The sequence below is a fragment of the Arthrobacter sp. efr-133-TYG-120 genome (assembly GCF_030209785.1).
Classification (GTDB): domain Bacteria; phylum Actinomycetota; class Actinomycetes; order Actinomycetales; family Micrococcaceae; genus Arthrobacter.
In genome coordinates this window covers 24,959-36,901 of record NZ_JARVRI010000008.1, presented here as the reverse complement: position 1 = coordinate 36,901, position 11,943 = coordinate 24,959, and the positions used below count along the sequence as shown (strand labels likewise).

At 63.7% G+C, this 11,943-nt stretch carries 11 protein-coding genes; 9 read left to right on the top strand and 2 right to left on the bottom strand.

Going from position 1 to position 11,943, the window contains the following annotated elements; all coding sequences use genetic code 11:
* Positions 1–35: 35 nt before the first annotated feature.
* Complete coding sequence (locus tag QRN51_RS05220; RefSeq protein ID WP_284988918.1) at positions 36–170, top strand: hypothetical protein; 135 nt, start codon at positions 36–38, stop codon at positions 168–170.
* Between the two features lie 230 nt (positions 171–400).
* The gene (locus tag QRN51_RS05215; RefSeq protein ID WP_284988917.1) at positions 401–1,945 is read left to right on the top strand and encodes a zf-HC2 domain-containing protein; all 1,545 of its coding nucleotides are present in this window, start codon (positions 401–403) and stop codon (positions 1,943–1,945) included.
* Between the two features lie 139 nt (positions 1,946–2,084).
* Here QRN51_RS05215 and QRN51_RS05210 read toward each other — a convergent pair whose 3' ends face one another.
* On the bottom strand, positions 2,085–3,119 hold the full coding sequence (locus tag QRN51_RS05210) for a LacI family DNA-binding transcriptional regulator (protein ID WP_284988916.1): 1,035 nt from the start codon (positions 3,117–3,119) through the stop codon (positions 2,085–2,087).
* A 287-nt stretch (positions 3,120–3,406) separates the two neighbouring features.
* Between QRN51_RS05210 and QRN51_RS05205 the strand changes: the two genes are divergently transcribed.
* Genes QRN51_RS05205 through QRN51_RS05175 form a run of 7 tightly spaced genes read left to right on the top strand, consistent with a single transcriptional unit; the run spans position 3,407 to position 10,666 of the window.
* Positions 3,407–4,726 carry an extracellular solute-binding protein gene (locus QRN51_RS05205; RefSeq protein WP_059388771.1) on the top strand — a complete coding sequence of 440 codons (1,320 nt, stop codon included), beginning with the start codon at positions 3,407–3,409 and terminating at the stop codon, positions 4,724–4,726.
* A 3-nt stretch (positions 4,727–4,729) separates the two neighbouring features.
* Positions 4,730–5,632, top strand: coding sequence for a carbohydrate ABC transporter permease (locus QRN51_RS05200; RefSeq protein WP_059388769.1), 903 nt, complete (start codon positions 4,730–4,732; stop codon positions 5,630–5,632).
* Positions 5,632–6,555, top strand: coding sequence for a carbohydrate ABC transporter permease (locus QRN51_RS05195; RefSeq protein ID WP_059388770.1), 924 nt, complete (start codon positions 5,632–5,634; stop codon positions 6,553–6,555). Before QRN51_RS05200 ends, QRN51_RS05195 begins: the two co-directional genes overlap by 1 nt.
* A 33-nt stretch (positions 6,556–6,588) precedes the next feature.
* Positions 6,589–7,797, top strand: coding sequence for a Gfo/Idh/MocA family protein (locus QRN51_RS05190; RefSeq protein ID WP_284988915.1), 1,209 nt, complete (start codon positions 6,589–6,591; stop codon positions 7,795–7,797).
* Between the two features lie 12 nt (positions 7,798–7,809).
* Positions 7,810–8,814, top strand: a complete 1,005-nt coding sequence (locus QRN51_RS05185) for a sugar phosphate isomerase/epimerase family protein (protein WP_284988914.1) — start codon at positions 7,810–7,812, stop codon at positions 8,812–8,814.
* 47 nt (positions 8,815–8,861) lie between these two features.
* Positions 8,862–9,560, top strand: coding sequence for a ThuA domain-containing protein (locus tag QRN51_RS05180; protein WP_284988913.1), 699 nt, complete (start codon positions 8,862–8,864; stop codon positions 9,558–9,560).
* Positions 9,545–10,666, top strand: coding sequence for a Gfo/Idh/MocA family protein (locus QRN51_RS05175; RefSeq protein ID WP_284988912.1), 1,122 nt, complete (start codon positions 9,545–9,547; stop codon positions 10,664–10,666). Before QRN51_RS05180 ends, QRN51_RS05175 begins: the two co-directional genes overlap by 16 nt.
* On the opposite strand, the gene QRN51_RS05170 is transcribed toward QRN51_RS05175, so the two are convergent.
* A complete protein-coding gene (locus QRN51_RS05170) occupies positions 10,648–11,844 on the bottom strand; it encodes an ROK family transcriptional regulator (protein ID WP_284988911.1) in 1,197 nt (398 codons plus the stop codon). The two genes, QRN51_RS05175 and QRN51_RS05170, sit on opposite strands and share 19 nt — an antisense overlap.
* Between the last annotated feature and the right edge of the window lie 99 nt (positions 11,845–11,943).

Sequence of the window (11,943 nt, the reverse complement as noted above, 5' to 3'; positions counted from 1 at the left end):
CGACATGAATCGTCTGCACGCGCCACACAGTAGGCATGAAGATCCAAACAGCGGCTGCGGTGCCCGTCGCGGATGGCATGTGGCTGCTTCTGACCCGGTGGCGGGACCAGAGCCTCGTTGCGCAGCTCAGGACGCGGCAACCGGCACGCGGCGATTTGCTTCGTCAATAGACGCGATCCCCGAACCGATGGAGCCTTCCGAGAACGACGTCGTCGACCAAGTGCCCGTCCACGGGCGCCACCGGACCGAACCACTGAGGAACAAATGGCTGATCACCCTTTTCGCGAAAAAAGATTCCAAACCTGCGTCATAAATTCCGGGTCCGGCCACTGTGTCTATATGGTCGGAAATATTTATGCTCGCGGGGAAGCCGGTAATGGCGCCTAGTACTACCTCTTCAATGGCCGACGCTGTTAGCGACAGTGAAATAATCGCCATGGTCCGCGGTGGAAACCTGGATGCGTATGACGGGCTGTACGCTCGCCATGTTTCCATCGCTTCTACCGTTGCCCGCAGGAACGTTGACAACCTCAGCGATGCCGACGACGTCGTCGCCGAAGCATTCCGGTCGGTCCTGCAGAGCCTGGTCGAGGGCAAGGGGCCTGAGCAATTCTTCCGTGGGTACCTGTTGTCCACGGTGACCAGGCTTTCCCATCATAGGAACCGGAATGCCCGCCGCGCCCTGCCGACCGCCGACGAGGCTGTTCTTGACCACAAAATGACACCCGGGGATCCGGTCGTCCAGGCTTTCGAATCCCATACCGTGGCCCGTGCCTTCCGATCACTGCCGGAACGATGGCAATCGGCCCTGTGGTACCTGGACGTGGAACGGATGAAGCCCGCCGTCGTCGCTCCGATCCTCGGGCTCTCGCCCAACGCTGTCTCCGCACTGGGCGTGCGCGCGAGGGAAGGATTGCGCAAACAGTATTTGCAGATGCACGTCAGCGAGATTCCGCAAGGCGCCTGCACGAAAGTCGTACCCCAGCTCGGATCCTATGTTCGCGGGGGCTTGTCCAAACACGCCGAGGCAAAGGTCCGGGATCACCTTGACGAGTGCGCCAAGTGCACGGCCGTGCTGCTGGAGCTCAGGGACGTGCAGGCAACCATGCGGGCCGTGCTCCTGCCATTGATGACAGGCGTCCCGCTGGCAGCATGGGGAAGCGGCGCCTCGGGGCTGGGCATTGCAGGGCAGTTTCCTTCAGCGCCGGTGGCATCCGGGATGACCCGGATCTCACAGCCTCTATTGATGTCTATCCTCGCTGGCCTCGCAGTAGGGCTGGTCGTGGCAGGGGTCGGTTTTGTCCAGGTCCTGGGTGGCCAGCCGGCGCCGCAGGGATATCAGGATGCCCGGATACAAACAACCGGGTCTGCCCGGCCGACGCCCGCGCCGTCCCGAGACCAGTCCCCCACCCGTGTTGCCTCCGAAGCGCTCCCGCCGCTTCCTGCGCTGCCGGACGAAGCGGCGACGCCTGTGATCACCGAACCCCTCTTTGCGACACCGGCGCCGGCACGAGGGCCCGCGCCAGCCAGCACACCATTACCCATTGCCGTTCCCGTGCGGACCCCGGCTCCCACGCCGACGCCGACGGCAAATCGCGGGAAGATCAGCGGTACAGCGAGTCGGACAGACACGGGTGCGGACCCCACGACGGCGACGCTCGAGACCGTCTTCACCCTGTCCCGAGGAATCGGGAATGCCACAGCCGACTTCTCGATCAACGCGCCCGGCACAATTTCAAGCGGATCCGTTACTGCCCCCTCGGGCTGGAGTTGCTCGGCGAAGCCACTGGATCCTTCCGGCATCAGTTGCACCACAAATTCGGCACAACCCGGCGAACTGACCTTCCGGCTCAACGTCACCGTCGTGAACCAGGGCGTCTACACCTTGACGTATGGCCTGAGTGGAACCGGGATTGCAACGAGCACATTCCGCTACGACTTCTGACAGATCAATCGGCCCAAATTAGACCCTGACGCGCGGAACACCAAGCTGAGGGAAGACCACCGCCCCGTCGTCGGGCTCGAAGATGTGAGCTAGCGTCGGCGAAAACACCCCCAAAAGTGAGCGGGGGTCCGGACTAGGCCTACGCCGGCGGGGCGGTGGATTCGCGGACCACAAGGTGCGTGGCGAGTTCCACGCGCCGCGAGTCCAATGCGTCACCGCGCATTTGGCGGAGCACGAAGCGCAGGGCGGCACGGCCCATCTCCTGCAGCGGCTGGGATACGGACGTCAGCGGCGGCACCGATTCCTCTGCTTGGTAGGTTCCGTCGAATCCCACCACGCTGATGTCCTCCGGGATGCGGATCTTTTGCCGCCGCGCCTCGGCGAGCACACCCAGGGCGATGCTGTCGCTTGCGGCAAAGATGGCCGTTGGGCGCTCTTCGAGTTGAAGCAGGGTTTTCATTCCCGCCACCCCGTTCTCGGAGCGGAAGGGCCCTGACAGGATGTAACGCTCCTCGACGGGCACACCATTCGCCATCAGCGCCGCCATGTAGCCGTGGAGACGGGCCTGGTTGCACTCGGCGCCTTCCGGGCCACCCAGGTAGGCGATCCGGCGGTGCCCCAGATCCAACAGGTGCGCCGTGGCGGCCTTGCCCCCGGCCCAGTTGCTGGCACCGACGCTGACCACGTCACCCGGCGGCGGGTTGAGCGGGTCGATGACCACGATGGGTATCTGGCGCCGTCGAAATGGATCCAGCTGGGCCGAACTGAACGCCGAGGTCACCACGATCATGCCGCTGCGGCCTTCGTCGACGATCCGCTGCGCCCGCTGCTCGAGGCTCAGCTTCGACGCCGACTGCTGGCCGGTGATGTTGAGCAGGACTTCGACGTCGGAGGCGGCCGCGTGCTCCAACACGCCGTTGAGCACTTCCACCCCATACGCCGAATTCAAGGTGTCGAACACAACCTCCACCACGGGCCGGCGGCCGGCGGTGTTCTTTCGCTGAAGCGGCGACTTGTATCCCGTCCGCTCCAAGGCGGTCAGAACTTTGGCGCGCGTGTCAGCCGCAACATCCTCGCGCCCATTGACCACCTTCGAGACGGTCGGCATCGAGACGCCCGCTTCCCGGGCAATGGCGGCCAATGTCACCTTGGCGGAACTTTCACTGCTGGCCATGGATCCTCAACTCTTTCGAAATATTTCGCTGACACAAGTGTGGGCGGCGAGGCAAGCAGAGTCAATCGCCATTTCGTAAAAGAGTTGAACTTTATGCCCGAATCGCCTTGACGGTGACCCAGACCACAGCTAAATTTGCCTAACGGACCGAAAAGATTATCGAAATATTTCGAAGATTCGGATCAAGCATATTCAGCGGCAGTGCAGCCTCGCTCCCCGAAGGCCGGACTCCCGAAACCAATAGCCGGGCAATCAGCGTCGAGCCCGGAGGACGAATGGAATTGCAAATGGTAAAACTCACGTTGCGCACGGCAGCGATCGCCGTCACTGCCGCGGCCGTATCGATCTCCCTCGCAGCCTGCGGATCAAGTGGACCGGCAAGTTCGGCAGGAAACGCCGATTCGGCCACCATGTGGGGCCTCACGGGCGGTAACCAGCCCGTACTCCAGAAGTCCATCGATGCATGGAACAAAGCCCACCCGGACGAGGCCGTCAAGCTCGACTTCTTCGCGAACGACGCGTACAAGACCAAAGTGCGCACCGCCGTCGGCGCCGGACAAGGACCCACCTTCATTTACGGTTGGGGCGGTGGCGTGCTGAAGTCCTATGTCGACGCCGGCCAGGTGGCCGACCTGTCGGACTTCGTATCGTCAAACCCGGATGTCAAGAGCCGCTACCTGCCGTCCGTGCTCAAGAACGGCGTGATCGACGGCAAGACGTATGCCCTGCCCAACAACAACGTGCAGCCCGTCGTCCTGTACTACAACAAGGAAGTCTTCGATAAGATCGGCGCCCAGGCCCCCAAGACCTGGGATGAACTCATGGCCCTGGTGCCGAAGTTCAAGGCTGCAGGCATCGCTCCCTTCTCCCTGGGCGGCCAGTCCAAGTGGCCTGACCTGATGTGGCTCGAATACCTGGTGGAGCGCATCGGCGGACCCGAGGTCTTCGCGAACATCGCTGCCAACAAGCCCGGCGCCTGGTCCGACCCCGCCGTCAAGGCAGCCCTCAGCAAGATCCAGGACCTGGTGGACGCCGGCGGATTCGCCAACGGATTCTCCTCCATTGCCGCCGACAGCAACGCGGACCAGGCCCTCCTTTACACCGGCAAGGCCGCCATGATCCTGCAGGGTGGCTGGATCTACCAGAGCATGAAGAAGGACGCCGCGGACTTCGTCAAGAACGGCAAGCTGGGCTACGTCACCTTCCCCACCGTGTCCGGTGGCAAGGGCGATCCTGCCAACGTCGTGGGCAACCCTTCCAACTTCTGGTCGATCTCTTCCAAGGCCACTGACAGCCAGAAGAAGGCGGCGCTCGACTACGTCAAGAGCGGAATGTTCACCGACGCCGACACCCAGTCCTTGATCGACTCCGGAGCGGTTCCCGTGACCACGGGCATCGAAAGCAAGCTGGCCGCATCACCGGACAAGGATTTCCTGAGCTACGTGTACGGCATGGCCAAGAACGCACCGAGCTTCACCCTCTCCTGGGACCAGGCCCTCAGCCCCGCCCAGGGAGACGCCATGTTGGCGAACCTGGACCAGATCTTCCTGAAGAAGATCAGCCCCGATCAGTTCGTCTCAACCATGAACGCCACGATCGGAAAGTAACCAGTGTCTACCTCAACCGGTTCTTCCCGGCGGGTCCTTGAAAAGGGCCCGTCGGGGTGGCTGGCCGCACCAGCCCTTGTCTTCTTCCTCCTCTTCGCCATCATCCCTCTCTTCGGCGTGCTCTTCCTCAGCTTCACCAAATGGGACGGGCTGGGCGAAATCAAACTGGACGGCTTGTCGAGCTGGACCACGGTCCTGACCGATCCCGTCACCGGCAATGCGCTGTGGGTCACGGCCAAGATCATGTTTTTCTCGTTCATCGTGCAAGCCCCCATCAGCTTGCTCCTCGGAGTTTTCACGTCCGCGTCCCAGAAATACCGCGCGGCCCTCGCAGTCCTCTACTTCGTGCCGCTGCTGCTGTCCTCCGCGGCCGTCGCGATCGCATACAAGGCCCTCTTGGACCCGAACTTCGGACTCGGTCCGGGCTTGGGCCTTCCATTCCTCGCCCAGGACTGGCTCGGCAACTCAGATCTGGTGCTGTTCGTCGTCGTCTTCGTCATCGCCTGGCAGTTTGTCCCGTTCCACACACTCATCTACCAAGGCGGCGTGCGCCAGATCCCGGCGTCGCTGTATGAAGCGGCCCAAATCGACGGCGCGGGGCGCGTCCAGCAGTTCTTCGCCATTACCTTGCCCCAGTTGAAATACACCATCATCACGTCCTCGACCCTTATGGTGGTCGGCTCACTGGCCTACTTCGATCTCGTCTTCGTCCTCACCGGCGGAGGCCCCGGCTATTCCACGCGGCTGCTACCGCTGCACATGTACCTGACCGGCTTCAAGGCCAACGACATGGGAGCGGCGAGCGCCCTCGGCGTCATCCTCGTGGTGATCGGCCTTGCACTGGCCCTGCTCCTGCAAAGACTCGGTGGCAAGAACCGCAACGCAAGCCAATTGGAAGGTGCCTGATGGCTTCCACAACCCAGATTCCCGCACCGCCGGCAAGGCCCAACGCGCCAAGCAACAAGCAAGGCCACAAACATGGCCAGCGAGCAAAAGGCGCCAAGGGCCCCGGCCGGCTCCGCCCCAACTACCTGGGCGGCCTGGGCGGCTGGCTTTGGCTGGCGATCATCATCGTTCCCATCTACTACGTGGTGGTGACCAGCCTGAAGAACCAGGCCGGGTTCTTCACCTCGAACCCGATGATGCCGCCCACCGAGCCGACCCTGGACAACTACAAGCTGGTCCTGGACAACGACTTCGCCATGTACTTCTTCAACAGCCTGATCGTCACAGTGGGCAGTGTCGTACCTGCGCTCCTGGTCTCGTTCATGGCCGCCTACGCGATCGTCCGGGGGAAGGGCCGGTTCCTGACGTGGACGAACAACACGTTCCTCCTGGGCCTGGCGATTCCCTTGCACGCCACGATCATTCCCATCTATTGGATGATCACCAAAGCGCATCTCTATGACACCTTGTTGGCGCTGATCTTGCCCTCCATTGCGTTCGCGATTCCCATTTCCGTCCTCATCCTGAGCAACTTCATGCGCGATGTACCCAACGAGTTGTTCGAGTCCATGCGGCTCGATGGTTGCTCGGACTGGGCCATGATGTGGCGGCTCGCGCTGCCCATGACGCGCCCCGCCGTCGTGACCGTGGGCATCTACAACGCGCTCGGCGTCTGGAACGGCTTCCTGTTCCCGCTGATCCTGACCCAGAGCCCGTCCACCCGTGTGCTTCCGCTGTCCTTGTGGACGTTCCAGGGCGAATTCAGCGTGAACATTCCCGCCGTGTTGGCTTCCGTGGTGCTCGCCACCTTGCCGCTGCTGGTCATCTATGTGGTGGCCCGCCGCCAGCTGCTCAGCGGGTTGACCGCAGGATTCAGCAAATAGCCAACGCTCTTTGAAAGCACGAAAGGAAACACAATGACTACCGCAAAGCCCTTGCGGGTCGGCATGGTCGGCTACGCATTCATGGGCGCCGCCCACTCCCACGCTTGGCGGACAGCGCCGCGGTTCTTCGATCTCCCGCTTGACCCCCAGCTCACCGCACTGTGCGGCCGGAACGACGACGGCGTCCGCGCCGCCGCGGGCAAGCTCGGCTGGGGATCGGTGGAGACTGATTGGCGCCGGCTCCTCGAGCGGGACGACATCGACCTGATCGACATCTGCACCCCGGGCAATACGCACGCCGAGATCGCGATCGCAGCCCTCGAAGCGGGCAAGCACGTGCTCTGCGAGAAACCCCTCGCCAATTCTGTGGCGGAGGCGGAGCGCATGACCGAAGCCGCCCAGGCCGCGGCAGAACGCGGAGTGTTCTCGATGTGCGGCTTCAGCTACCGCCGCACCCCTGCTTTGGCGCTGGCCAAGCGGATGGTCGAAGAGGGCCGTTTGGGAACCATCCGGCACGTGCGGGCGCAGTACCTGCAGGACTGGCTTAGCGACGAAAACGCGCCCATGACCTGGCGGCTGGACAAGTCCAAGTCCGGATCGGGCTCCTTGGGCGACATCGGAGCGCACAGCATCGACGCTGCGCAGTGGGTCACCGGGCAGCAGATCACGGGCGTTTCCGCACTCCTGGAAACCTTCGTCCACGAACGTCCGCTGGCCGGTGACCTCGTCGGGTTGGGCGGCCATGGCGACGTCGGCGCGGATGCGCCGCGCGGCGCGGTCACGGTCGACGACGCCGCCATTTTCACCGCCCGCTTTTCTGGCGACGGGCTCGACGGCGGCACTACTTCCGCGGGCGCCGTCGGGGTCTTCGAGGCCACGCGGTTCGCGCTGGGACGCAAGAACGCCATGCGACTGGAAGTCAACGGGACCAAGGCCTCCCTCGCGTTCGACTTCGAAGAGATGAACGTCCTGTCCTTCTACGACGCCGCGGAATCCCCCGACGCCGGATTCCGCCGGATCTTCGTGACGGAGCCCGAACACCCCTACGTCGGCAACTGGTGGCCCACCGGGCATGGCCTCGGATACGAGCACGGCTTCACGCACCAAGTGGTGGACCTCGTGACCGCGATCGGCGCAGGCGAGCAGCCCTCGCCGTCGTTCGCTGATGCCCTGCAGGTGCAAAAGGTGCTGGCTGCCGTGGAAGGCAGCGCCGCAGAGTCCAGCCGCTGGCAGGAAGTCTAGGAGGGAATCCCGATGACAAGACCCATCACACTGTTCACCGGCCAATGGGCCGATCTGCCCTTCGAAGAGGTCGCCCGGCTCGCGGGCGAATGGGGCTTCGACGGGCTCGAAATCGCCTGCTGGGGCGACCACCTGGACCCCCACCGGGCCTCCGTGGACGACAGCTATGTCCAGGAACGCCTCGACATCCTTGAGAAGAACGGCCTCAAGGTCTTTGCGATCGCCAACCATCTCACCGGCCAAGCCGTGTGCGACGACCCCATCGATGAGCGCCACCGGGACATCCTCTCCGACGAGGTTTGGGGCAATGGCGATCCTGAAGGAGTCCGCCAACGCGCTGCCGAGGCCATGAAGGACACGGCACGGGCCGCGGCACGCCTCGGCGTCAAGACCGTCACGGGATTCACGGGCTCCTCCATCTGGAAGGCAGTGGCCATGTTCCCGCCCGCCTCGGAGGCGATGATCGAGCGCGGCTACCAGGATTTCGCGGACCGCTGGAACCCGATCCTCGACGTGTTCGACGAAGTCGGGGTCCGCTTCGCCCTGGAAGTCCACCCCTCCGAGATCGCCTACGACTACTGGACCGCGAAACGTGCCCTGGAAGCCGTGGGGCATCGCGAGAGCTTCGGGCTGAACTTCGATCCATCCCACTTCATCTGGCAGGACCTGGATCCGGTGATGTTCCTCCAGGATTTCGCGCCGAAGATCTTCCACGTGCACGTCAAGGAATCCATCCGCCAGCTCAACGGACGCAACGGCCGGCTCGGCTCCCACTTGCCATGGGCGGATCCGCGCCGGGGCTGGGACTTCGTCACCGCAGGCCATGGCGACGTGAAATGGGAGCCGATCTTCCGCGCCCTCAATGCCATCGGCTACGAGGGGCCAACCAGCGTCGAGTGGGAAGACGCGGGCATGGACCGACTCGTGGGAGCACCGCAATCCTTGGCCATGGTCCGGGAACTCGCCGCCATCGCCCCGCCGGTCGCCGCTTTCGACGCGGCCTTCTCAAGCCGCTAACCATTTCATTTTCGGCTCTCCGGCCGTATTTCTCAGCAAAGGAAACCATGACTGACAAGAAGACCGCCCTGGTGGTCCGTGGCGGCTGGGATGGCCACCAGCCATTCGAAGCCACAGAACTCTTTATCCCCTTCCTCAAGGAGAACGGCTACGACGTCCGGGTGGAGGAATCCCCGAAGGTATATGCCGATTCGGCATATATGTCCGGCGTGGACCTGATCGTGCAATGCATGACCATGTCCACCATCGAGAAGGACGAATTCGAGGGGCTCCGTACCGCCGTCGAAAACGGCACGGGACTTGCCGGCTGGCACGGCGGCATCGCCGATTCCTACCGGAACAACTCGGACTACCTGCACATGATCGGCGGCCAGTTCGCCTGCCACCCCGGCAAACATCCGGACGAACGCATCGGCGAACAGCCGGACAACTACGTGCCGTACACCGTCAACATGCTCCCGGCTGCCGCGAGCCACCCCATCACCCAGGGAATCGGCGACTTCGATTTGGTCACCGAGCAGTACTGGGTCCTGTCTGACGACTACATCGACGTCCTCGCCACCACCACCCAGAAGGTCCGCGACTGGGACCAATGGAACCGGGAGGTCACCTCCCCTGCGATCTGGACCCGGCAGTGGGCCGAAGGACGGATCTTCGTCTGCACCCCGGGACACCGCGTGGAAATCCTCCAGGACAGCAACGTCCGCACCATCATCGAAAGGGGCATGCTGTGGGCAAGCCGCTAAGAGTAGGCATCATCGGCTGTGGCGCCATCATCGCCCAGTACCTCAAGAACTTCCGCCGGCTGGACGACATTGACCTGGTAGCCGTCGCGGACCTCGATCCCGCGCGCGCACAAGCGGTCGCGGATTCTTACGACGGCGTCCGCGCGGTGACCGTCGACGAGCTCCTGGCGGCGGACGACATCGAGCTCGTACTCAACCTCACCATTCCGGCCGCGCATGCGCCGATCGCATTGAGGGCCATCGCCGCCGGCAAGAGTGTCTATGGTGAGAAGCCGCTCGCTGCGACAACCGCCGAGGCACGGCAAGTGCTCGACGCGGCGCGGGAGGCCGGCGTCGTGGTCGGCTGCGCGCCGGATACGGTGCTCGGCACCGGGATCCAGACTGCCCGCAAAGCGATCGACGACGGCCTGATCGGTGCGCCGATCTCGGCCACGGCAACCATGGTGACACCGGGACACGAGCGCTGGCATCCCAACCCGGACTTCTACTACCAGCCCGGCGGCGGACCGCTGCTGGACATGGGTCCCTACTACGTGAGCGCCCTGGTCACGCTATTGGGCCCGGTGGTCTCGGTCATTGGTGCCGCAAGCCACACACGGGACACGCGCACCATTGGTTCGGGACCGCGGGAGGGCGAGGTGATTCCGGTGACCATCGATTCGCACGTGACCGGGGTCCTGGTCCACGCCTCCGGCGCCCTGTCCACGCTGGTGATGAGCTTCGACGCGGTGAAGACCAAGTCGGCCAACATCGAGATCCACGGTTCGGCGGGATCTCTTGTTGTTCCTGATCCGAACCACTTCGACGGCGACGTCCAGCTCTTCACGCTTGGCGCCGACTCCTGGCAGACCCTTCCGATCTCGGCCGGCTACATCGATTCGGGCAGGGGCTTCGGCATCGCCGACCTCGCCGCAACCCCGGCCGGGGTCGAACCACGTGCTGGCGGCCAATTGGCGTTCCATGCGCTCGAGGTCATGGAATCTGTGCTGGCATCTGCCCACAGTGGCTCAGCGGTCTCGATCGAAAGCACGGTTGCGCGGCCGGCCCTCGTGGAACTGACAGCCTTGGCGGCCCCGCTCGCGGAAGTTCAGGGAATCAGTTCGTAGGCCTGGCTCAATATTCTCCGGACTGCGGTTGCTGCGGCGCCCCTGAGGGCCCCCGTCTGCCCCAGTCCGGAGAACGCCAGGTTTCCTTCCGGGATCAGTCCCGGTGCGTGGTGGTTCAAGCTCCGGAGCAGCGCAGGAGCGATCCACTCCTCGAGTACGGCGAAATGACCGCCGAGCACGACGGCGGAAATGTTCGCCACCCGCGCCGTCGAGGCTATCGCGATTCCTAGGTAGTGCCCGGCCTGTTCCACCGCTGAAACCGCGCTCCAATCTCCGTCGGCAAGGCGGCTCAGCAGGTATTCCATGTGCTTTGTAGCCACATCCTGATGTATTCCGGCTGCAGAATATATGGCGTCTTGGCCCGCGAACGTCTCAAGGCAACCGTGACCGCCGCAGGCGCACAACGGGCCGTCGGGATGCACCACCACATGCCCGATCTCACCGGCATGGCCGTGCGGGCCGGCGAAAAGCCGGGAATCTATGACCAGCCCTCCACCGACGCCCACTTCGCCGGAAATGTAGAGGAAGTCAGGGAAGCGGTCGCCGTGGCCAAACCAGAGTTCCGCGAGCGCGGCGCCATTGGCCTCGTTGGAGAGGGTCACTCCGAAGGGGGCTGCGGGCAGGAGCCTGGGCAGCTCTTCGGAGAGTCCGACGTCGGCCCAGCCCAGGTTCGGCGCGGCCAGCACCACGTTGCGTTCCGTATCCACCAAGCCTGGCACGGTCAATTCCCCACCAAGAAGTTCGACGCCGTCGCCGGCCGCCTGTGTTGCCGCCCGCTGCGCCATGGCGACGAGGAGCGGCAGGATGTCGGAGGGCAGGCTTCCGCGGTTATGCCTTTCGACCGTTTCGTGGAAGGTCAGTTCCCCCGTGAAATCCAGGACTCCCACCGCGAGGTAATCCACATTGATCTCCACGGCCAAGGCACCGCGGGCCGGATTGAGGACAAGGCCGGTTCCGGGCCGTCCGCGTTCGCCGTCGCGGGTGATACTTGTTTCCCGCACCAGGCCGGATTCAAGCAAGTCGGTGACGATGCTCGAAACGGAGGCCTTCGTGAGACCGCTTTCCGCGGCAAGCTGGGCACGCGTGGCCCCGCTGTTCCCCTGGATGCCTGCGAGGACGAGCGCAAGGTTCTGCCTGCGGACATCGCCCACTCTTCCCGGCGACGGCGTGGCGGGCATGTTTCCTCCAGGATCCTGTTTTGACTGCGTGACTTACATCATCATTCAGTGATCCGAGGTTGCTGGCTATTTGGACCGGGCCGTGCCGCGCTGGTCACT

What these genes read in the sequence shown, in the direction of transcription:
- QRN51_RS05220 (WP_284988918.1), top strand. Translation starts at nt 36, where the DNA reads ATGAAGATCCAAACAGCGGCTGCGGTGCCCGTCGCGGATGGCATGTGG.
- QRN51_RS05215 (WP_284988917.1), top strand. Translation starts at nt 401, where the DNA reads ATGGCCGACGCTGTTAGCGACAGTGAAATAATCGCCATGGTCCGCGGT.
- QRN51_RS05210 (WP_284988916.1), bottom strand. Translation starts at nt 3,119, where the DNA reads ATGGCCAGCAGTGAAAGTTCCGCCAAGGTGACATTGGCCGCCATTGCC.
- QRN51_RS05205 (WP_059388771.1), top strand. Translation starts at nt 3,407, where the DNA reads ATGGTAAAACTCACGTTGCGCACGGCAGCGATCGCCGTCACTGCCGCG.
- QRN51_RS05195 (WP_059388770.1), top strand. Translation starts at nt 5,632, where the DNA reads ATGGCTTCCACAACCCAGATTCCCGCACCGCCGGCAAGGCCCAACGCG.
- QRN51_RS05190 (WP_284988915.1), top strand. Translation starts at nt 6,589, where the DNA reads ATGACTACCGCAAAGCCCTTGCGGGTCGGCATGGTCGGCTACGCATTC.
- QRN51_RS05185 (WP_284988914.1), top strand. Translation starts at nt 7,810, where the DNA reads ATGACAAGACCCATCACACTGTTCACCGGCCAATGGGCCGATCTGCCC.
- QRN51_RS05180 (WP_284988913.1), top strand. Translation starts at nt 8,862, where the DNA reads ATGACTGACAAGAAGACCGCCCTGGTGGTCCGTGGCGGCTGGGATGGC.
- QRN51_RS05170 (WP_284988911.1), bottom strand. Translation starts at nt 11,844, where the DNA reads ATGCCCGCCACGCCGTCGCCGGGAAGAGTGGGCGATGTCCGCAGGCAG.